Below are 20688 nucleotides of genomic sequence, written 5' to 3'. Positions count from 1 at the left end.
GACGTCGTACTCCCTTATTCTCGGTCGATGCGGGATCGCCGGGTGGCGCTGGTGTGGGCGGCCTTCGTCGTCGTCGCGCTGGTGTCCTGCGTGCTCGTGCTGCGACGCGAGGACCGGCTCTCCGACCTGCACATCTACTACGGCGCACTGTCCGATCTGCACGCCGGTAGGCCGCTGTACGGGTACGTGGCGGAGAACGGTGGGCCGTTCACCTATCCGCCGTTCGCCGCCCTCGTGCTGGGGCCGATCACCGTCGTCGGCGAAGGCGTACTGCAAGGGATCTGGCTGGTGGCGACGTGCGCGGCGGTCGTCGCCATCGCCGGGGCGGTCGGTGTCTCGCTGACCACCCGACAGTCGCGGCGCCCGCTCGTCGTGGCGGTGGCGGCCACGGTGCTGATGCTCTCCGCGCCGGTGCAGAGCAATCTGCGCTTCGGTCAGGTCAGCATCTTCATCGTGCTGATGGCCCTGCTCGACGGGATGGGGGTCGTCCCGCCCCGGCTGCGTGGGGTGCTGGTCGGGTTGGCCGCGGCGATCAAGCTGACCCCGCTGCTGTTCGTGGTCTACTTCCTCGCCACCGGCCGCTACCGCGACGCCGGCCGCGCGGTGGCGACCTTCGTGGCCTGTGCCGCGCTCGCCGCGATCGTGCTGCCCGGCGAGAGCTGGACCTACTGGACCGAGGCGGTGCGGCAGACCTCGCGGATCGGCAACCTGGCCTCACTGGGCAACCAGTCCCTGCACGGGATGCTGCTGCGCATCGGGGTCGACGAGGCGACGTTGCCCCCACTCTGGGCCGGTCTGGTGGCGCTCATCTGCGCGGCGGCGCTGCTGCGGGCCCGGCAGTTGGCACGGGAGGGCCGCCCGGGGCACTCGGCGGTGCTCGTCGGCTGCGCCACCGTCGCCGCGTCCCCGGTGTCCTGGACCCATCACCAGGTGTGGCCGGTGCTTGCGGCGATGCTGCTGGTCGGCGCGTCCGGCGTCACTCAGCGGGCCGCTGGCGCGGCGCTGCTCGCCACGATGGTCGTCTCGTTGGGCGCGGTCCTCAGCCCGGTGTCGATGCGGCCGGGCGTGCAGTTCCTCTTCGAGAACGCCCGCACCGTCGGCGTGTGCCTGCTGTGCCTGGTCGGCTTCGGTGGCGTCGCGGTCGTCGCCGCCCGAACCAACCGGCGGCCGTCCAGGGGGCGGGGCTGGCTGCGGGTCGGCGTTCCGGCCACGGTCGCGGTGGCGTTCTTCGCCGTGCAGCCGTTGCCCGCCGGAGCGGACCCCACCTTCAAGGCGTACGCCCTCGACGACGTGGTCAACCCGCGATACTTCTTCGTCTGCCGTGGCCCGGTCGAGTGCGCCGCCTACGGCACCGACGCGCCGGTCACCTTCGGCACCCGCGCCGAGAAGACCAAGGTCCGGGTCAACGGCGTGGTCTCCCCGCAGGTGACCCGACTGGAGTACTACTCCGCCCCCGGTGGGGCACCGCGGGCCATCCCGCTGCTCGACGCGTACCCGGGAACACGCACGTTCTCGTTCCGTTCGGCGAACATGGCCCAGGGGCGGCTCGTCGCGTACGCCTCGGACGGTCAGCCGATCGCCAGCTACGACGACGAACTCGCCGCCGCCCTCCGTACGGCCACCCGCCAGGGGGTCGCACGAGGGGCGGGCGGCGTTGCTCAGCGGGTGGCGTCGGCCAGCAGGCCGCGCAGCTTCTCGGCGTCGGCCGGGGCCGGGTGCTCCCAGTCGGTCGGGTCGGCGGAGTAGAGCGTGCCGTACGCCGGGGTGTCCGGCTGGTAGCGCCATCCCTCGGCCAGCGATCCGGCGTCCACGACGTCGTAGCCGATCCGGTCCAGGAAGGCCGTCACCTCTGCCTTCGCGGCGGCGTCGTCACCGGCGATCGCGAGAGCGCTACGGTCAGCCGCGCCCGTCGGCCGGGGCAGCGCGGCCAGGTGCTTGAAGAAGATGTTGTTGAAGACCTTCACCACCCGCGAGTCCGGCAGGTGCCGCTGGAGCAGCTCGCTGCTGGTGGTCTCGCCGGAATCCAGTTCCGGGAGGTTCCCGTCGCGCTGCGGGTAGTAGTTGTTGGTGTCGATGACGACCTTGCCGGCCAGCGGCTCCACGGGCACCGCGCGGTACGCCTTCAGCGGCACGCTGACCACCACCAGGTCGCCGACCTGCGCCGCGTCCTGTGCCGTGCCGGCGCTGGCGTGCGAGCCCAACTCGTCGGCGAGGTCCTTCAGCGTCTCCGGGCCGCGCGAGTTGCTCAGCACCACGTCGTAGCCGGCGTCCACCGCCAGTCGGGCCACCGTGCCGCCGATGTTGCCACTGCCGATCAGTCCCACAGTTGTCATGTTTGTTCCCAACCTCGTCCACCCACGACGAATTCCCGACCGGCGCGGTGGGTTATTCGGTTGCCCGGTGCCGACCGGCTGCGCACAGTGCCGGGCATGCGCTGTCTCGTCGAGGATCTCGCGACCTTCGCCGCCACAGCGGGCGCCTGGCTGCGCCGCGAGCCCGTCCTGCACAACGTACTGCTCACGCTGGTCGCCGACCGGCTCTCCGGGGACGTGCCACTCTCCGGTGCCGAGCGGGACGCGGCCCGGAGGGGTCAGGCGGTGGCGGGTAGCGCCTTCTCGATGGCGACGCGCAGCTCGTCGGCGGCGGGCTCGACCGTCGGGGCGAACCGGGCGGCGACTGTGCCGTCCGGGGCCACCAGGAACTTCTCGAAGTTCCACCGGACGTCCCCGGTGTGTCCGTCGGCGTCCGGGGCGTCCACCAGCGCGGTGTAGAGCGGGTGCCGGTTGGGGCCGTTGACGTCGACCTTCTCGGTCAGCGGGAAGGTGACCCCGTAGTTGACCTGGCAGAAGTCGCTGATCTCGGCGGCGCTGCCCGGCTCCTGTCCGGCGAACTGGTTGCAGGGCACGCCGAGCACCACCAGGCCACGGTCGGCGTAGGTGTCCGCGAGTGTCTGGAGGCCGGCGTACTGGGGGGTGAGGCCGCAGCGGGAGGCCACGTTGACGACCAGCAGCGCCTTGCCGCGGTAGCGGGCCAGGTTGGCGGGGCCGCCGTTGAGGGCGTCGAGCGGGATGTCGAAGACGGTCATGGCCCGAGGCTACGCGCCGACCGTGCGGGGGCCCGGAGGGCGGGCGGAGCGAATGCACTCCACGCACCAGAAGAAATCGAAACATGGACATCTTGACGAAGTGATGACGCCGTGAGTACCGTCTCACCATCGCTTTTGGAAAGTTTCCTAACAGTTCGGGAGACGCCTCATGAAAAGATCGCTCCGCCGGGCCCTATGGGCCGGTGCCGTGGTCGCCGTGACCGTCGCAGCGGTGCCGGTGACCACCGCGTTCGGCGCCGGCACGGTCACCACCACGTTCACCAAGGCGCAGGACTGGGGGACCGGTCACGAAACGAAGGTGACCGTCACCAACGGATCCAGTGCCACCGTCAACACCTGGCGCATCGAGTTCGACCTGCCGTCGGGCACCACCATCAGCAGCGCCTGGGACGCCGACGTGACCAGCAGCGGCAACCACTACGTCGCGGTCAAGAAGAGCTGGGCCGGTGGGCTCGCCCCGGGCGCCTCGTTCAACTGGGGTTACAACGGCACGGGCGCCTTCAAGGCACCGCTGAACTGCACCGTCAACGGCGCACCGTGCGGTGGCGGCACCCCGACCACCCCGCCGACCACGACGCCGCCGACCACCACCCCACCGACCACCACCCCACCGACCACCGCGCCACCCACCACCGCCCCGCCCACCACGCCACCGCCGACCACCACCCCGCCGAACCCGGGTGGCAAGAAGGTCGTCGGGTACTTCGCCGAGTGGGGCGTCTACGGGCGCAACTACCACGTCAAGAACATCCAGACCAGCGGCTCCGCGGCCAAGCTGACCCACATCCTGTACGCCTTCGGCAACACCACCGGTGGCCGCTGCGCAATCGGTGACAGCTACGCCGACTACGAGAAGGCGTACACGGCGGCGGACAGCGTGGATGGCGTCGCCGACACCTGGGACCAGCCGCTGCGTGGCAGCTTCAACCAGCTGCGCAAGCTCAAGCAGATGAACCCGCATCTCAAGGTCATCTGGTCCTTCGGCGGCTGGACCTGGTCCGGCGGCTTCACCCAGGCCGCGCAGAACCCGGCCGCCTTTGCCGAGAGCTGCTACAACCTCGTCGAGGACCCGCGCTGGGCCGACGTCTTCGACGGCATCGACGTCGACTGGGAGTACCCCAACGCCTGTGGCCTGACCTGTGACAGCAGCGGTCCGAACGCGTTCAAGAACGTGATCAGCGCGCTGCGGTCGAAGTTCGGCTCCAACGCCCTGGTCACCGCCGCCATCACCGCGGACGGCAGCAACGGTGGCAAGATCGACGCCACCGACTACGCCGGCGCCATCGGCAACCTCAACTGGCTCATGCCGATGACGTACGACTACTTCGGCGCCTTCGCCGCCCAGGGTCCGACCGCCCCGCACTCGCCGCTCACCTCGTACACCGGCATCCCGCAGCAGGGCTTCAACTCCGACGCCGCGATCCAGAAGCTCAAGAGCAAGGGCGTCCCGGCCAACAAGCTACTGCTCGGCATCGGCTTCTACGGCCGAGGCTGGACCGGGGTCACCCAGGCCGCACCGGGTGGCAGCGCCACGGGCGCGGCACCGGGCACCTACGAGGCGGGCATCGAGGACTACAAGGTCCTCAAGAACACCTGCCCGGCCACCGGCACGGTCGGCGGAACCGCGTACGCCAAGTGCGGCAGCAACTGGTGGAGCTACGACACCCCGTCGACGATCAACGGCAAGATGACGTACGCGAACAACCAGGGCCTCGGTGGCGCGTTCTTCTGGGAGCTCTCCGGTGACACCAGCAACGGCGAGCTCATTGGCGCCATCAAGGGCGGTCTCGGCTGAGCCGAAGGCCGACGCACCACCCACACGGCGGGGAGGGGCACGCACCGTCCCTCCCCGCCCGTGAGACACCGGCCCGGTCGACGCCCAGCGTCGGCCGGGCCGCCGTCGTTGGGTAGGGGCAGCTTGATGTGGCAGACTCGCGGCTCGGCACGTCTCGATCTCACCGTCGACGGAGGTGGTCATGCGCCCGACCCACCGCAGGCTGGCGGCGACCGCCGCCGGGCTGGTGCTGCTGCCGGTCGCCCTGGCCGGTTGCGGGATCGGCGGCGGCGGCGAGGAGCCGGCCGCCAAGCCCGAGCGTGCCCCCGCCGAGGAAGCCGCCACCCGCTCCCGTGAGCGCGTGCAGGCGTACCTCGACGCGATGACCGCCAAGGACGTCGCCGCTGGCCGTAGCCAGCTCTGCGCTCTGCTGCACGACGGCTTCGACCTGGGTGCCACCGGCCCCAACGGTGACTTCGCCGATCACTTCCAGGTGCCTGAGGCGGCCATCACCGACATCCGGTCCGGTCAGTTGGGGCAGGAGGTCAGCGTCTCGGTCTCGGTCACCGTCGGCAAGCGCACCGTCGTCCGGCCGCTGGTGTTCACCGTCACCCGCGACGGAGGAGACTGGTGCATCGCCGGGGAGGCACCGGGGGGTGCGCCGGCCGCCGGCCGGACCCCGACCGGCGCCGTTCCCTCGCCGGCGTCCTGACCAGCGCCCGGCGGATTGATCTCCCATCTGCCGGAACCGTCCCCCTCGCCGCCCGTGCACCCCGACGGTCGCCGTACGCTTTCTGTCATGCGCCATGAGTGGCATCAGCTGAGCCATCCCGCGGTGGGCAGCCCAGGCCTGCAGACCAGCCGTCCGACCGTCGACTCCGCCGAGGACGCCGCGCTCGGCCTGGACCGATGGCGGGAGTTGCCCCGCGAGCAGGTCCCGCCGTGGTCCGACCCGGCGGCCGTCGCCGAGGTCTGCAAGGTCCTCGACACCGTGCCGTCAGTCGTCGCCCCCTACGAGGTGGACCAGCTCCGGCAGAAGCTGGCCCTGGTCTGCGAGGGCAAGGCGTTCCTGCTCCAGGGCGGCGACTGCGCCGAGACCTTCGTCGACAACACCGAGAGCCACCTGCTGGCCAACGCCCGCACCCTGCTCCAGATGGCGATCGTGCTCACCTACGGCGCGTCGCTGCCGGTGGTCAAGGTCGCCCGGGTCGCCGGCCAGTACACCAAGCCCCGCTCGCTGCCGACCGACGCCCGCGGTCTGCCCGCCTACCGTGGCGACCTGATCAATTCGCTGGAGGCCGACCCGGCCGCCCGGGTCGCCGACCCGCAGCGCATGATCCGGGCGTACGCCAACTCGGCGGCGGCGATGAACATGCTGCGGGCGTACCTCGCCGGTGGGCTCGCCGACCTGCACGCCGTGCACGACTGGAACAAGGGCTTCGTGAAGAACTCCCCGGCGGGGGAGCGCTACGAGGCGATCGCCCGGGAGATCGACCGGGCGCTGGCCTTCATCCGGGCGTGCGGCATGACCGACGACGAGGCCCTGCGCACCGTCACCCTCTACTGCTCCCACGAGGCGCTCGCCCTGGAGTACGACCGGGCGCTCACCCGGGTCTCCGACCGTCGGGCGTACGGGCTCTCCGGGCACTTCCTCTGGATCGGTGAGCGCACCCGGCAGATCAGCGGTGCGCACATCGACTTCATCTCCCGGATCGCCAACCCGATCGGCGTCAAGCTCGGCCCGACCACCTCCCCGGACGAGGCGATCGAGCTGTGCGAGAAGCTCAACCCGGACAATGTCCCCGGCCGGCTCACCCTGATCAGCCGGATGGGCAACCACCGGGTGCGCGACGCCCTGCCGCCGATCGTGGCCAAGGTCACCGCCGCCGGCGCCAAGGTGGTCTGGCAGTGCGACCCGATGCACGGCAACACGCACGAGTCGTCCAACGGCTACAAGACCCGGCACTTCGACCGCATCGTCGACGAGGTGCTCGGCTACTTCGAGGTGCATCGAGGGCTGGACACCCACCCCGGTGGTCTGCACGTCGAGTTGACCGGCGAGGACGTCACCGAGTGCCTCGGCGGCGCCCAGGGTATTGAGGATCTCGACCTGCCCGACCGGTACGAAACCGCCTGCGACCCGCGACTGAACACTCAGCAGTCGTTGGAGTTGGCCTTCCTCGTAGCGGAGATGCTCCGTGGCTGAGCTTACGAGCCCCGCAGTCGGCAGCCGAAGGGATGACAATGGCTGACATGTTCGTGGACCTGCGTTCCGACACGGTGACCCGGCCGACCGCCGGCATGCGGGAGGCGATGGCCACCGCCGAGGTCGGTGACGACGTCTACGGCGAGGACCCGACCGTCAACGCGCTGGAGGCCGAGGTCGCCGCGCTGTTCGGGCACGAGGCGGCGCTGTTCGCCCCGAGCGGGTCGATGGCCAACCAGATCGCCCTGCAACTGCTGGTGTCGCCCGGCGACGAACTGCTCTGCGACGCCGACGCGCACGTGGTCACGTACGAGATCGGTGCCGCGGCCGCGTACGGCGGGATCTCCTCGCGGACCTGGCCCGCGGTCGGCGCGGACATCGACCCGGAGGTGATCGCCGGGATGATCCGGCCGGACGGCTACTTCGCCGTCCCCACCCGCGCGATCGCCGTCGAGCAGACCCACAATCGCGGCGGCGGCGGTGTGATTCCGCTGGCCACCCTGCGGGAGTTGCGCGGGGTCGCCGACGACGCGGGCGTCGCGCTGCACTGCGACGGCGCCCGGATCTGGCACGCGCACGTCGCCGACGGGGTGCCCTTGATCGAGTACGGGCGGCTCTTCGACACGCTGTCGGTGTGCCTGTCCAAGGGCCTTGGCGCGCCGGTCGGCTCGCTGGTGGTGGGCAGCGCGGAGAAGATCGAACGGGCCCGGATGATCCGCAAGCGGATGGGCGGTGGCATGCGCCAGGCCGGCATCCTCGCCGCCGCCGGTCGGTACGCGCTCGCGCACCACGTCGACCGGCTGGCCGACGACCACGCCAGGGCGGCCCGGCTCGCGGAGGCGGTCGCGCCGTTCGGGGTGCTCGCCACCGTGGTCCGCACCAACCTGGTCGCACTGGACCTCACCAAGCACGCCCTGGACGCGCGTGCCCTGGCCGCCGCTGCGCGGGCCGAAGGCGTACTGATCTCGGTGCTCGGCCCCCGTACGGCCCGCCTGGTCACTCACCTGGGCCTCACCGACGCGGACATTGACCGCGCCACCGCAGCCCTCCCCCGCATCCTGGCCGCCTAACCCGCGCCCCGCGCCCCGCGCCCCGCGCCCCGCGCCCCGCGCCCCGCGCCCCCCGCGCCCCCGCCCTCGCCGATCTAGGGCGAATCGTCGTGGCTGGAGATCAACTAGCGACGATTTTCCCTAGATCGACGCGATGAGGGGTCGCGGCGCACACCTGGGGGCGGGGTTAGGCGGGTGGGGTTAGGCGGGTGAGGGTGGTGATGTCGGCGGCGTGGCCCACGTGCTTCTCGCTCGGGGTTTCCACGACCATCGGGACGCCGGCGGTGGCGGGATGGGCCATCAGCTCGGCGAAGGCGGGCTCGCCGATGGTGCCCTTGCCGATGTTCTCGTGCCGGTCCCGGGTGGAACCGCACAGGTCCTTCGAGTCGTTGGCGTGGATCAGCCGCAGCCGGTCCGCACCGACCGTGGCCACCAGGGTGTCCAGGGTCGCCGTCATGCCGCCCTCGGCCGCCAGGTCGTGACCTGCCGCCCAGGCGTGGCAGGTGTCGAAGCAGACCCCGAGCATGGGGTGCCGGTCCACCGCGTCCAGGTAGGGCCCGAGTTGCTCCACCCGGGAGGCGAGTGACCGGCCGCCGCCCGCGCTCGGCTCGACCAGAAGCATCGGCCCGCCGGCGTCGGCGGCCCAGTCGAGCAGCGGCAGCAACTCCTGGCGGACCTGTCGCATGGCCGCCTCGGCGTGGCCCTCGTCCACCGAACTGCCCGCGTGGAACACCACTGCCCGAGCGCCGATCGCCACGCCCCGACGCAGCGCGTGCGCCAGCGTCTGCGCCGACTTCTCGACCGTGGCCGGGGTGGGTGAGCCGAGGTTGACCAGCAGCGAGGCGTGGATGAACGCCGGAATGCCCCGCTCGGCGCAGCCGTCACGGAACAGGGCGTCCTGCACGGGGTCACCGCTGGGCAGCGCCCAGCCCCGCGAGTTGGAGACGTAGACCTGCACCACCTGGGCGCCGGTCGCGTCGGCGTACGGCAGGGCAGCCTTCGCCAGCCCACCCGAGGTCGGAGTGTGCGCGCCCACCGGCCGCGCGGAGATCGCCTGCATCAGAAGCACGTGATGACGACCGGGGTGCCCGGCGGCACCTGCGAATTCTCGCCCGGGACCTGGATCCGGGCCACCGCATTCGGGTTGACCGCAACCGTCGTCGGGAAGCCCTGGCTCTCCAACACCTGCTTGGCCTGCTGGCAGGGCAGGTCGAGCACCCGGGGCACGACGACCAGCGGCGGGCCCTTGCTGACGTCCAGCTTGACCTGGGTGCCCTTCTCCACGCCGGCACCGTCGGCCGGGCTCTGGCCGAGGATCTCGTCCTTGGGCTTGTCGGAGTCCTTGTAGGTCTCCACCAGCACCAGTTCGAGCTTGGCCAGCGTGGTCCGGGCCTCGGTCAGGCTCTTGCCGACCAGGTTCGGCACCGTCACCGGCGCCCTGCCCCGGCTCAGGATGAGGGTGATCTTCGCACCCGGTTTGACCTCGGCGCCCACCTTGGGGGAGCTGTCCACCACGACCCCGGCCGGCAGGCTGTCGTCGTAACGGGGGGCTCCCTTGGCCACCACCAGTTTCACGTTGACCAGGTCCGCCTCGGCAAGCTCGAACTCCTTGCCGATCACGTCCGGCACGGGGAAGCGCTCCGGGCCGAGGGAGAGGGTCAGGGTGATCGTGCCACCCTTGACGATTTTGGTGGCAGACGCCGGGCTCTGCCCCAGCACGCTGTCCTTCGGGGCCTTCTCGTCGAAGCGCGGCTCACCGTACTTCAGGATGAGCCCGGCACGGTCGGCCTGCGCCTGCGCGTCGGCCTTGCTCAGACTCACCAGCTGCGGGGCGGTCGTGTAACGGCCGACGCCGAACCACCAGCCCCCGACGGCGGCCACCAGGCCCAGCACCACCACCACGGCCGCGACGGCGAGCCGGCCGTGGGCGTTGCCCAGCATCGTGCCGCGTAGGGCGGCGAGCCGGGCACCCAGGCCATCCGCCGGCTCCGGGGCGGCCCGACGGCGACCCGGCCCCTGGCTGCTGCCGCCCTCGGGCAGCCGCGCCCAGGCCGGGCGGTTCGGCGGACGGACCGTGGCGACCATCATGGTCGGCTGGGAGAGTGGCGCGTCGTCACTGATCGGGCGGAGCACGGCGGTATGGCTGTTGGCGTCGCCCAGGCGGTCCCGGGCCACCTGCACCTCGGCCAGCAGTGCGCCGGCGTCGGCGGGCCGCGCGTCGGGATCGCGCCGGGTGGCCCGCTGCACCAGGTCGTCGAGGACCGGCGGCAGGCCGGGCACCAGCGTCGAGGGTGTCGGTACGTCCCGGTCGACGTGCTGCCAGGCGACGTCCACCGGGCGGTCCCCGTCGTACGGCACGCGGCCGGTGAGCATCTCGAACAGCACGATGCCGGCCGAGTAGACGTCAGTGCGCGGATCGGCACGGCCCTCGGTGACCAGCTCCGGGGCGACGTACGCCACGGTGGCCATCAGCTGGTTGCCCTGCTCCTCGTCGGCGCTCGCCTCGACCGCCCGGGCCAGCCCGAAGTCGGCCACCTTGACGACGCTGTCGACCAGGTTGGCGACGCCGCCGGTGGGCGCCTCGGCGACCAGCACGTTTTCCGGTTTGACGTCACGGTGCACGAGACCGGCCCGGTGCGCGGCGGCGATCGCGGCGAGCATCTGCTCGGCGATGGCCAGCGCCTCGTCCGGATTGAGCCGGCGTCGCTCGGCCAGGACGTCGCGCAGCGTACGGCCGCGGACGTACTCCATCACCAGGTACGGCAGACCGGCGTGAGTGCCCTGGTCGTAGACCGCCACCACGTTCGGGTGGGTCAACCGGGCGATGGTCTTCGCCTCGTCGGTGAACCGGGCCACGAAGTTGGCGATCCGGGCCCGGGCCTCGGGCGCCTGGGTCGGATGAATGATCTTGACAGCGACGGTGCGCTCAAGGCGTTCGTCGGTAGCGGTGTACACGGTCGCCATGCCACCACGGGCCACGCGACCGCGAATGCGGTAGCGCCCGTCGATCAGCGAGCCCAGCAACGTGTCGGCGACCTGTGTGTCCATCGGCAGGCAGTCTATGTGTCCAGGGGGTGAAGGTTGAACAGGATGCTACAGCCGGATGTTGAACTGCTCCGTCCCACCGCGCTCGCCGCCCCTCATCCGCTGGTCAGCGACGGTCAGGAGAATGGACTCCGATCGACCTTCCGGGGTGCCGGTGGTTCGTCGCGGCGGCGGCGTGGCAGGGTGGTCGGGTGACCGAACCCGTACCCGACCCGGCCGTGCCCGGCCTGGAGCTCGCCGGACCCACCGATCCGGCCGGCTGGCTGACCCTGCCCGATGTCGCCGAGCGCCTCGACGTGTCGATCAGCAAGGTGCACCAGATGATCCGTGACCGGGAGCTGCTGGCGGTCCGCCGCGACGGCATCCGCCGGGTCCCGGCCGATCTGGTTGCCAACCAGGTCGCGCTCAAGCACCTGCCCGGCGTGCTCAACCTGCTCTCCGACAACGGCTACGACGACGAGGCGGCCCTGCGCTGGCTCTACGAGCCGGACGACACGCTCCCCGGCGCCACTCCCGCCGCCGCACTCTCCGGCGACCAGGCCCGCGAGGTAAAGCGCCGGGCCCAGGCCCTCGGCTTCTAACCCCGTCCCTTCCCCTGTCGATCATGAAGTTAGCGGCGCGACACGCCGACGCGGACGCCGCTAACTTCATGATCGACGCGCTGAGAGGCGGGGTGGGTTAGTCGGCTCGGCGGGTTGCGGCTATGGCCAGGTCTACCAGGGCCTGACGGGCCTCGGTGTCCAGGTCGACGGCGGTCAGTGCCGCCAGGGCGGCGTCGGTGAGCGTGACGATCCGCTGCTCGGTGCGGGCCAGCGCCCCGCTCGCGGAGATCAGCTCGCGCAGCCGGGCCACCCCCTGCTCGTCCAGCTCCGGGTCGCCGAGCCGGCTGAGCAGCAGCTCACGGCCTGCGTCGTCGGTGGCCTCCACGGCCGCCGCCACCAGATAGGTGCGCTTGCCCTCGCGCAGGTCGTCCCCGGCCGGCTTGCCGGTCAGCGCCGGGTCACCGAAGACCCCCAGCACGTCGTCGCGGAGCTGGAACGCCTCGCCCAGTGGCAGCCCGTACGCCGAGTAGGCCGTCCGCACGTCGGCCGTCGCGTCGGCCAGCGCGGCACCGAGCAGCATCGGACGCTCGACGGTGTACTTCGCGGACTTGTACCGGGCGACCTTGCTGGCCCGTTCCACCGAGGTGTCCCCGGTGACCTGCGTCAGCACGTCGAGGTACTGCCCGATGGTGACCTCGGTGCGCATCTCGTCGAAGACCGGCCGGGCCCGGGCCAACGACGGCAGGTCCAGCCCCGCGGAGTGCAGCAGCTCGTCGGACCAGACCAGGCAGAGGTCGCCGAGCAGGATGGCCGCGGCATCGCCGAAGCCGTCCGGGTCACCGCCCCAGCCGGCCCTGCGGTGCCGCGCGGCGAACCGCCGGTGCACCGCGGGCTCGCCGCGGCGGGTGTCGGAGCGATCCATCAGGTCGTCGTGGATCAGGGCGCTGGCCTGGACGAACTCCAGCGCGGCCAGGGCGGTGATCACCTGGTCGCCGTCCACCCCGCTGGCGCCCCGGAACCCCCAGTACGCGAAGGCTGGACGCAGTCGCTTGCCGCCGCCGAGCACGAACGCCTCGATCGCCTCGGCCACCGGAACCAGGGCGTCGTCCACCGCGGAGAGCCGGATCCGCTGGCCGGCCAGGAACTCGGTGAGGGCCTTGTCGACCCGCTGCCGTAGGCCGGCACGGTCGACGGGAGACACGGGAGCAGCGTGGGTCACGCCACGACGCTAGCGGGTGGCCGTGGTCTGCGCTCCACCGCCACGCGTAGTCGCGCCGGGCCGCCCGCCGGTGCGGCCCGGACCGGTTCGCCCGGCCGGTCGCGCGCCGGCCACCCCGGCGCGGCCCGGTCCGGCGGACCGCGTCGAGCCGGCCCGACGGGTGGCTGCGGCGGCCTCGGCGAGCGCCACCAGCGGCACGTCCAGGACGACGGCGAGCCAGCCGAGCCAGAACCCGCCGGGGACGCGACGCTGTCGTTCCCATCGGGACACCTCGTGCCGGCTCAACGTCGGCACCCCGGCGGCGGCACACAACTCGGCAGCGGCGCGCTGCTGGCTCCAGCCACGGGCCAGCCGGCACCGGGCCAGCAGCGGCCCGAGCTGCGCTGGGCGCGGCGATGCGGTCGGGGTCATGGGTCCTCCCGGCGGGCGTCGGTGCGGTGACGACCACCCGCCCGACCGGACGGGACCGGCGTCGCCGCTCGGTTGCTGACCCCCGCGCGGGCCCGGGACCGCCCCCGCCGCCCCTCCCACGCCACCCATTCCTACCTCGGGGGTACGACGCCTTTCCGCCCGCCGGACCGGGGCGCGCGGGGTGGCAGTGGCCGCCCGGGGTGGGAAGCGTCTGGGTCGTGGTGGCGTCGCCCGCTAGAGTCGGGTCGTGGCGCTCGGTCTTCCCTCGGTACTCCCCAACCCGCAGCCGGCGATCGGGGAGCTCATCCGTGAGCGCCAGCCGACCTTCTCGTTCGAGTTCTTCCCGCCCAAGACCGAGGCGGGGGAGCGGCTGCTCTGGCAGGCCATCCGCGAGCTGGAGTCGCTGCGCCCCTCGTTCGTGTCGATCACGTACGGCGCTGGTGGCTCGACCCGGGACACCACCGTGGCGGTGACCGAGCGGATCGCCACCGACACCACCCTGCTGCCGATGGCCCACCTGACCGCGGTCAACCACTCCGTCGCCGAGCTGCGACACGTGATCGGCCGGCTCGCCGGGGTGGGGGTGCGCAACGTGCTGGCCGTCCGTGGCGACCCGCCGGGCAACCCGGGCGGTGAGTGGATCCGCCACCCGGACGGCGTGGACTACGCCGAGGACCTGGTGCGCCTGGTGCGCGACGCCGGTGACTTCAGCGTCGGCGTGGCGGCCTTCCCGTACAAGCATCCCCGCTCGCCCGACGTGGCCAGCGACACCGCGCACTTCGTCCGTAAGTGCCGGGCCGGCGCCGAGTTCGCGGTCACGCAGATGTTCTTCGAGGCTGACGACTACCTGCGGCTGCGTGACCGGGTGGCCGCCGCCGGCTGCGACACCCCGATCCTGGCCGGTGTGATGCCGGTGACCCAGATCGGCACCATCGAGCGGTCCGTGCAGCTGTCCGGGGCGCCCTTCCCGACCGCGCTGGCAGCGCGCTTCGAGCGGGTCGCCGACGACCCGGAGGCCGTCCGCCGGCTCGGCATCGAGCACGCCAGCGAGATGTGCCGCCGGCTGCTGGACGAGGGTGTTCCGGGGATCCACTTCATCACCCTCAACCGGTCCACCGCGACGCGCGAGGTCTGGCAGAACCTGAAGGCCGGCGCGCGGGTGTGAACGCTGAGTTGGCGACACCTGATGCCCGGCACGACGGTTGATCCGTGGTGGGCACACAGCTGAACTGGGATCAGTACGCCACGGCGTGGGCGCGGCTGCACGGTGGGTTCGACCCGCGGGTCGCAGCGCCGGTGGTGCGCGCCTGGCTGCGGTTCGCGTACCACGTCGGGTATGTGCTGGGCCGGCTGCGGGTCAGTCCCACCGCGGTCACCGTGGCCGGGGTGCTGCTCTGCTTCTGCGTACCGTTGCTGGTGACCCGGCCGGGCAACGGGCCGTTCCTCGGCGCGTTGTTCGTGCTGCTCGCCGCCGTGGCGGACAGCGTGGACGGTGCGGTGGCGGTCGCCACCGGCCGCACCACCCGGCTCGGCTACGTCTACGACTCGGTCGCCGACCGGCTCGGTGAGGTGGCGTGGTTGCTGGCGTTCTGGCTGATGGGCGCGCCGGGCGCGCTGGTCGTCGCGGGCGGCGCGCTGTCCTGGCTGCACGAGTACGTCCGAGCCCGGGCGGTCGCCGCCGGCATGCGCGACATCGGCGCGGTGACCGTGGGCGAACGCCCCACCCGGGTCTCGGTGGCGCTGGCCGGGTTGCTGGTCGCCGGCCTGGCCGGGCTGATCGAGCCGGACCTGGCCGCCGGCACCATCACCATGGCGACCGCGGTGTGGGTGCTGCTGGCCGGTTTCGGGCTGGGGCAACTGCTCTCCAGCATCCGGCGCGCCCTGCTCGACGCCGACTGAGCGGCCCGTCCTACCAGGCGGGGCCGATCTCGTCGGCGACGATCTGCGCGGAGAGGGTCACCATCGGCAACCCACCGCCCGGGTGGGTGGAACCGCCCACCAGCCACAGCCCGCTCGCCGGGCCCCGGTTGGCGGGACGGAGCAGCCCACCGGCGGTGCCGTAGATCGAGCCACCCGGCGCGCCGGTCGCCGCGTCCAGGTCGGCGGGGGTGCGGACCTCGCGGAACAGCAGCCGGTCGCGTACGTCCACGCCGCGCCGCGCCAGCACGTCCAGGACCCGATCGGCGTACGCGTCGGCCAGCCCCGGGCGTCGCCAGTCGACCGCGCCCGCTGCGGTGCCCTGCCGAGGGGCGTTGACCAGCACGAACCATGCCTCGTGTCCGGCCGGGCGGACCATCGGGTCGTCGGCCACGGTGACGAACACCGTCGGGTCGGCCGCCGGTCGGGCCCGTACGCCGCGCCCGGGGTCGCCGAAGATCGCGTCGAACTCCGCGTCGTAGTCGTCGGGGAAGAAGACGTTGTGGTGGGCCAGCCCGGTGCTGCCGGAGACGCCGAGCAGCAGCACGAAGCCGGCGAGGCTGCGGTCGGTCAGCCCGGCCAGCCGACGCGGGTGCGGCAGCAGGTCACGGTAGACGGTGAGAGCGTCCACGTTGGCCACCACCACGTCGGCGGGCACCGGCGGGGTGACGCCGGCGAGGCGTACCCCGTGCACCCGGCCGCCGGTGGCGTCGATCCGGGTCACCGTGGCGTCGGTCTGTACGACCACGCCGAGGTCCAGGCAGCGCGTCAGCAGCGCGTCGGCGAGGGTGCCCAACCCGCCGCGCAGATACCAGCCGCCGAAGGTCAGCTCGGCGTACGGGACCGCGACCAGCGCCGCCGGTGCCCGCCGGGGGTCGGCGCCGGTGTAGGTGGCGTACCGGTCCAGCAGCATCCGCAGCCGGGGGTCGGACAGGTGCCGGCGGCCCAACCCGCGCAGAGTGCGGCCCGGGGCGATGGCGGCCAGGTCGCCGACGCGCCAGGCCAGCGACGCGAGGTCGCGGGGGGAGTCGACGGTACGGCGCAGGATGTCCCGCGAGGAGGCGTTCCACACCCGGGTGGCTCGGTGCCACAGCCGTTGCCAGTCGGTTGCCGCCCGGTCACCGAAGGCGGCCCCGATCCGGGTGGCGAACTCCACCGGGTCGGAGCAGGAGTCCAACGTCGGACCGCCGTCGGCGAAGACGTGCCGGACGATCGGGTCCAGCGGGACCAGGTCCAGGTATTCGTCGAGCTTCGCCCCGGTCGCCTCGAACAGGTCCTGAAAGACCTCGGGCAGGGTGAGCAGGCTCGGACCGGTGTCGAAGTGGAACGACCCGGCCGGTGTGTCGTGTGCGTACCGGCCGAGCTTGCCGCCGACCGTGCCGGCCCGCTCGAAGACGGTCACCTGGTGCCCGGTGGCGGCCAGCCGGGCGGCGGTGGCGAGGCCACCCACCCCGGCACCGATGACCACGATCCGCGCCATGCCTCGCCCTCCTAGCTGACCGAGCGGCCCCGCCAGGTCAGGCGGTGTCGCTTCCGCAGATGGTACGACCGCAGGGTCAACCAACCGAGGACCACGACCGACACGGGGTGTGCGAGCGCGTCGGGCCACCACCGACCCCCGGTCGCCCGTGCGGTGAGCACCCGCCCGGCCACGCCGAGCAGGTAGCCGGCCAGGCCCACGGCGGCCACCCCCGGCGCGCCGGCCGCCAGCCCCACCAGCGCGATCAGCGGTGGGGCGGTGTAGAGCAGCAGCAGCGACGCCACCACGGCCGCCGCGGCTCCCGGGTGCCCGAACGACGCCCAGAGCGACTTCGAGTACCCGTCACGCAACTGCGGCCAGTCGTCGTACATCCGGCAGGTGGCCAGCCGGGAACCGTCAGCCAGGGCGATCCGCCCACCGGACCGCTTGACCGCCCGGGCCAGCTCGACGTCCTCCAGGATCTTGTCGGCGACCGCGACGTGCCCGCCGGCGGCGGTGTAGCCGGCCCGGTCCAGCACCAGGAACTGACCGCCCGCCGCGGCCAGCGACGGCCGTGGCGAACGCTCCATCGCGCGTAGCGGCAGGAAGGTCAGCCAGAGCCACTGCAGCAGCGGCTGCACCAGCCGGTCGGCCGCCGTCGCCACCACGATCCGGGGGTACGGCGACAGCAGCGTCGCGCGGGCGGCGCGCAGCTCGGTGACGGCCGCGGCCACGGCGTGCGGGGCGAGCACCACGTCGGCGTCGACGAAGACCAGCGCGGTGGCGGCCGGGTCGACCCGAGTGGCCAGTTGCCAGCAGGCGTGCGGCTTGCCCAGCCAGCCCGGCGGCGGGGCGACCCCGGTGAGCAGCGTGACCCGGGGGTCGTCGCCGGCTATCGCGCGGACCACGTCGGCGGTGCCGTCGGTGGACCCGTCGTCGAGGACCACGATGCGCAGCCCGGGCACGCCGCGCTGGGCGAGCAGGGCGCGCAGGCATCCGGTGACCCGGGTGGCCTCGTCGCGCAGCGGCAGCAGCACGGCGACCGGCTCGTCGACCTCGTCCGGTCGGTCGGTGGGCCGGCGCAGCCAGTGGGCAGCGTTGAGCCAGGTGTGCGCGGTCAACGCGGCGACGGCGATCAGCAGGGCGAGCAGGACGGTCATCGGGTCGCGTCGACGCCGGTGCGGTGCGGCTGGTGGTCCTCCCGGCCGGAGTCACGGCCCCGGCGGTCGCGCAGCAGGGTCACCGCCAGCGGTACGGCGGTCACCGACATGCCGGCCGCGCCCCAGAGTGCCGAGGCGGGCAGGTCCAGGAAGACGGCGTGGGCCAGGATGCTGGAGAAGTACGTCCACAGGTAGAGCGCGATCATCGGGTGATCCCGCTGGTCGGTGTGCCCGGCGGTCGGGCCGGCCAACGGGCGCAGCGCGCTCATCATCAGCACCGCGAAGAGCAGCCAGCCCAGGTAGTTGCTGACCGGAATGCCGGGCAGGCCGGGCAGCGCCGGGGTGGCGTTCCGCCAGACCCAGTAGCCCTCGGCCACCATCTGCGGATCGAGGAAGAGGTCCCAGGCGGCCAGCCCCACCGTGGCCAGCGCGATCCGCCGTACCCGCAGCCCGATCGCCGACCCGCCCGTTGCTCCGTCGCCGAGGGCGGTCGCACCACGGGTCAGTCGGACCGCCGCCAGCCAGGCCGGCCAGGCCATCCAGGTCCAGGCCAGCGGAATGATCAGCGGCACTCCGGCCAGCTTGGGGCCCAGCTCGCCGGAGTAGTCGTAGCTGCCGAACGGGACACCGGTGGCCACCCCGATCGCCTCGATCGCGAACCCGCCGCCGGTGGCCACCGCGACCAGCGCCGCAGCGACCCGCGGGCCCCGGCTGAGCAGCGCGTGGCCGACCGAGAGCAGCCAACCGAGGACGACGGTGGCCACGGTGAGCCCGGCCCGGGTGGCGCCGGTGGTGAGGGGGTAGCAGATCTGGGCGAGCACGAGGACGCCGAGCAGCGTCCAGGAGATCCGCCGGGTCATGACGCCGGTGGATCGAGCGGCAGGTCCCGACCGAGTACGCCGAACGGTCGCTCATCGCCGGGGAAGTGGAAGTCGCGCAGCACGTCGACGAAGCCGAACCGCCGGTACAACCGCCAGGCCCGTGAGGTCTGCTCGTCGGCCTCCGGGGTGGACAGCAGCACGGTGTCGCCCTCGGCCATGCCGAGCAGCGCGCGCAGCTGGCCGGTGCCCAGGCCGTGCCCCTGCGCCGGTGGCCGGACGTGCAGCTCGACCACCTCGAAGCAGTGGGTGAGCCAGCGCTTACGGGTCGGAGCGTCCAACGCTCGATGCACCTGGTCGTGCCACCACTGGCCGGAGGCGCCCAGGTAGCCGTAGCCGAAGCCGGCGAGATGACCCTCGCTGGTCAGGCTGGCGACCGCCCGGAAACCCGGCCGGCGGACGTGGGTGGCGATGTAACCGCGCCGGGCCTCCAGCAGATCGGTGCGGTATCCCATCGCCTCGCCGTAGACGGCCACCACGTCGTCCAGCCGCCGGACGAGATCGTCCGGCGTCCAGCGCACCAACCTCATGCCCGTCCACCCTTCACCGTTCCGGGGTCGCCGTCGGCGACCCATCCGAGCACCGTCCGGTCGCCGACCACGTCGCGCACCTCGAATCGGGCGAACAACTCCTCGGCGTACCAGCCCGCGGTGGGGGTTCGCATGATCGCCGCCCGATGCTCCGGGTGACGGTACGCGAACGCCACCAGGTCCGTCGGGTCGCGCCACACGCTCACCGTGCCCTGCCAACCCAGCGGCGCTTCCCCGACCCCGAACCGGGCCAGCAGCCCGGGCGCGTCGCGCAGTGCGGCGGCCACCGGGGGGACCGCCCGCCAGAAGGTGGCTGCCCGGCGGGCCCGCAGCCGAGCCCGGGTCAGTGCCAGCACCGGGCCGGTGACCCGGCCGCCCGACGGGTCGCCGAACGGCCGCTGGCCGGACCACTCGCCCCGGCTGGTCAGCGGGCGCAGGTCGACCCGGGCCTGGGCGCGGGCGATGCGTGCCCAGGCGCGCCCGACCGGCGAGTCGTCGAAGCCGGCCGCCGCGGCGGGGGAGTCCCAGACGGTCAGCGCCGCCCACCGGGTCAGGTCGGCGTCCCCCGGCCCGAATCCGGTGCCGGTCCCGGTGCCCAGCAGCTTGCCGAACCGGGCGCCCGGGAGGGCGCGCAACCGGCGCGGGTCCATCGCCATCCGGGTCAGCGCCCTGGGCAGCGCGCCACGGGAGGTCCGCCACACGTGCAGCGTGACCAGCTCCGGAACGGTGCTCACGCCACGTCGGCCGGGGTGCCGGCGGTGACTCGCAGCAGCTCTGCGTAGGTGGTGGGGAAGACCGCCTGCGGCACGCCACCCGCCGCCCAGATCTCGGGGTACGCCACCAGCGCCGTGTCCACCAGGGTGCGCAGCGGGTGCGGGTGCCCGATCGGGGCGACCCCGCCGATCGGCTGCCCGGTGTGCGCCCGGACGAACTCCGGGGTGGCCCGGCGCAGCCGGGTGACCCCCATCGACGCCGCCAGGCGGGCGGTGTCGACCCGGTGCGCGCCGGAGGTGAGCACGAGCAGCGGCGCGTCGTCCGCGTCGAAGATCAGCGAGTTGGCGATCTGGCCGACCTGGACGCCGAGCGCCTCGGCGGCCGCCGAGGCGGTGTGCACCGCGTCGGGAAGCAGGCGGACCGTGCTGGGATCACCGGCGCCGTCGAGCGCGCCGGTGCCGTCGAGCGCGTCCTGCACCGCCCGTACGTTCGGGTGTGGCTGCATCCCGCCATTCTTCCCGGTCCGCGGTTGCCGGGTTCACCCCGGTGCACCGGGCGGCGCGTCACACGTTGCATTTTCGTCGGAGGGGAGGTGTACTGTCAGCAGTAGTTAGAACGAGTGTTCGATTGCCTCGAACGCCCGTTCCAACCAGCCGGAGCGCGGCGTTTCGCGGCGCC

Annotated in this window: 20 protein-coding genes; 8 read left to right on the top strand and 12 right to left on the bottom strand. The window is 72.7% G+C overall.

Translation table 11 applies throughout. The features are described from left to right. Window positions 1–27 precede the first annotated feature (27 nt). On the top strand, window positions 28–1746 hold the full coding sequence (locus ABZT18_RS22780) for a glycosyltransferase 87 family protein (RefSeq protein WP_354994894.1): 1719 nt from the start codon (window positions 28–30) through the stop codon (window positions 1744–1746). On the opposite strand, the gene ABZT18_RS22775 is transcribed toward ABZT18_RS22780, so the two are convergent. Together ABZT18_RS22775 and ABZT18_RS22770 are read right to left on the bottom strand one after the other, a co-directional pair. Next, entirely contained in the window at window positions 1659–2333 is a 675-nt protein-coding gene (locus tag ABZT18_RS22775) for an NADPH-dependent F420 reductase (protein WP_354994893.1), read from the bottom strand. The two genes, ABZT18_RS22780 and ABZT18_RS22775, sit on opposite strands and share 88 nt — an antisense overlap. Before the next feature lie 257 nt (window positions 2334–2590). Next, the gene (locus ABZT18_RS22770) at window positions 2591–3085 is read right to left on the bottom strand and encodes a glutathione peroxidase (RefSeq protein ID WP_354994892.1); all 495 of its coding nucleotides are present in this window, start codon (window positions 3083–3085) and stop codon (window positions 2591–2593) included. 169 nt (window positions 3086–3254) lie between these two features. On the opposite strand from ABZT18_RS22770, the gene ABZT18_RS22765 reads away from it, so the two are divergent. The 4 genes from ABZT18_RS22765 (at window position 3255) to ABZT18_RS22750 (ending at window position 8156) form a co-directional block, all read left to right on the top strand. Further along, window positions 3255–4901 (top strand): glycosyl hydrolase family 18 protein, encoded by a 1647-nt coding sequence (locus tag ABZT18_RS22765; protein WP_355252461.1) that lies wholly within the window; start codon window positions 3255–3257, stop codon window positions 4899–4901. A 181-nt stretch (window positions 4902–5082) separates the two neighbouring features. Beyond that, window positions 5083–5592 carry a hypothetical protein gene (locus ABZT18_RS22760; RefSeq protein ID WP_354994890.1) on the top strand — a complete coding sequence of 170 codons (510 nt, stop codon included), beginning with the start codon at window positions 5083–5085 and terminating at the stop codon, window positions 5590–5592. An 87-nt stretch (window positions 5593–5679) separates the two neighbouring features. Further along, the gene (locus ABZT18_RS22755) at window positions 5680–7086 is read left to right on the top strand and encodes a class II 3-deoxy-7-phosphoheptulonate synthase (protein WP_354994889.1); all 1407 of its coding nucleotides are present in this window, start codon (window positions 5680–5682) and stop codon (window positions 7084–7086) included. A 38-nt stretch (window positions 7087–7124) separates the two neighbouring features. Further along, window positions 7125–8156, top strand: a complete 1032-nt coding sequence (locus ABZT18_RS22750) for a GntG family PLP-dependent aldolase (RefSeq protein ID WP_354994888.1) — start codon at window positions 7125–7127, stop codon at window positions 8154–8156. Between the two features lie 166 nt (window positions 8157–8322). Here the strand turns inward: ABZT18_RS22750 and ABZT18_RS22745 are convergent, their stop codons facing one another. Both ABZT18_RS22745 and pknB read right to left on the bottom strand, forming a co-directional pair. Beyond that, window positions 8323–9195, bottom strand: coding sequence for a deoxyribonuclease IV (locus ABZT18_RS22745; RefSeq protein WP_354994887.1), 873 nt, complete (start codon window positions 9193–9195; stop codon window positions 8323–8325). Next, a complete protein-coding gene (gene pknB / locus ABZT18_RS22740) occupies window positions 9195–11183 on the bottom strand; it encodes a Stk1 family PASTA domain-containing Ser/Thr kinase (protein WP_354994886.1) in 1989 nt (662 codons plus the stop codon). The genes ABZT18_RS22745 and pknB overlap by 1 nt, the downstream gene beginning before the upstream one ends. 188 nt (window positions 11184–11371) lie before the next feature. Between pknB and ABZT18_RS22735 the strand changes: the two genes are divergently transcribed. Next, window positions 11372–11761 carry an Rv2175c family DNA-binding protein gene (locus tag ABZT18_RS22735; protein WP_354994885.1) on the top strand — a complete coding sequence of 130 codons (390 nt, stop codon included), beginning with the start codon at window positions 11372–11374 and terminating at the stop codon, window positions 11759–11761. 97 nt (window positions 11762–11858) lie between these two features. Here the strand turns inward: ABZT18_RS22735 and ABZT18_RS22730 are convergent, their stop codons facing one another. Together ABZT18_RS22730 and ABZT18_RS22725 are read right to left on the bottom strand one after the other, a co-directional pair. After that, window positions 11859–12941: a polyprenyl synthetase family protein gene (locus ABZT18_RS22730; protein WP_354994884.1), complete on the bottom strand. Its 1083-nt coding sequence runs from the start codon at window positions 12939–12941 to the stop codon at window positions 11859–11861. A gap of 9 nt (window positions 12942–12950) precedes the next feature. Continuing rightward, the gene (locus tag ABZT18_RS22725) at window positions 12951–13352 is read right to left on the bottom strand and encodes a helix-turn-helix domain-containing protein (protein WP_354994883.1); all 402 of its coding nucleotides are present in this window, start codon (window positions 13350–13352) and stop codon (window positions 12951–12953) included. Window positions 13353–13599: 247 nt separating this feature from the next. Here ABZT18_RS22725 and metF point away from each other — a divergent pair, with 247 nt between their 5' ends. Then, a complete protein-coding gene (metF, locus tag ABZT18_RS22720; RefSeq protein WP_354994882.1) occupies window positions 13600–14517 on the top strand; it encodes a methylenetetrahydrofolate reductase [NAD(P)H] in 918 nt (305 codons plus the stop codon). 44 nt (window positions 14518–14561) lie between these two features. Beyond that, a complete protein-coding gene (locus ABZT18_RS22715; RefSeq protein ID WP_354994881.1) occupies window positions 14562–15251 on the top strand; it encodes a CDP-alcohol phosphatidyltransferase family protein in 690 nt (229 codons plus the stop codon). 10 nt (window positions 15252–15261) lie between these two features. Here ABZT18_RS22715 and crtI read toward each other — a convergent pair whose 3' ends face one another. Genes crtI through ABZT18_RS22685 form a run of 6 tightly spaced genes read right to left on the bottom strand, consistent with a single transcriptional unit; the run spans window position 15262 to window position 20515 of the window. Next, window positions 15262–16749 carry a phytoene desaturase family protein gene (gene crtI / locus ABZT18_RS22710; RefSeq protein WP_354994880.1) on the bottom strand — a complete coding sequence of 496 codons (1488 nt, stop codon included), beginning with the start codon at window positions 16747–16749 and terminating at the stop codon, window positions 15262–15264. Between the two features lie 11 nt (window positions 16750–16760). Continuing rightward, window positions 16761–17888: a glycosyltransferase family 2 protein gene (locus tag ABZT18_RS22705; protein WP_354994879.1), complete on the bottom strand. Its 1128-nt coding sequence runs from the start codon at window positions 17886–17888 to the stop codon at window positions 16761–16763. Beyond that, window positions 17885–18748 carry a carotenoid biosynthesis protein gene (locus tag ABZT18_RS22700; RefSeq protein WP_354994878.1) on the bottom strand — a complete coding sequence of 288 codons (864 nt, stop codon included), beginning with the start codon at window positions 18746–18748 and terminating at the stop codon, window positions 17885–17887. Before ABZT18_RS22700 ends, ABZT18_RS22705 begins: the two co-directional genes overlap by 4 nt. Then, window positions 18745–19296, bottom strand: a complete 552-nt coding sequence (locus tag ABZT18_RS22695; protein WP_354994877.1) for a GNAT family N-acetyltransferase — start codon at window positions 19294–19296, stop codon at window positions 18745–18747. Before ABZT18_RS22695 ends, ABZT18_RS22700 begins: the two co-directional genes overlap by 4 nt. Then, on the bottom strand, window positions 19293–20030 hold the full coding sequence (locus tag ABZT18_RS22690; RefSeq protein WP_354994876.1) for a monooxygenase: 738 nt from the start codon (window positions 20028–20030) through the stop codon (window positions 19293–19295). Before ABZT18_RS22690 ends, ABZT18_RS22695 begins: the two co-directional genes overlap by 4 nt. Continuing rightward, complete coding sequence (locus tag ABZT18_RS22685; protein ID WP_354994875.1) at window positions 20027–20515, bottom strand: YbaK/EbsC family protein; 489 nt, start codon at window positions 20513–20515, stop codon at window positions 20027–20029. Before ABZT18_RS22685 ends, ABZT18_RS22690 begins: the two co-directional genes overlap by 4 nt. Between the last annotated feature and the right edge of the window lie 173 nt (window positions 20516–20688).

The sequence above is a fragment of the Micromonospora sp. NPDC005291 genome, assembly GCF_040607415.1.
GTDB lineage: Bacteria > Actinomycetota > Actinomycetes > Mycobacteriales > Micromonosporaceae > Micromonospora.
The sequence above is the reverse complement of the archived record's forward strand: the minus strand, read 5'-3'. Positions and strand labels throughout refer to the sequence as shown.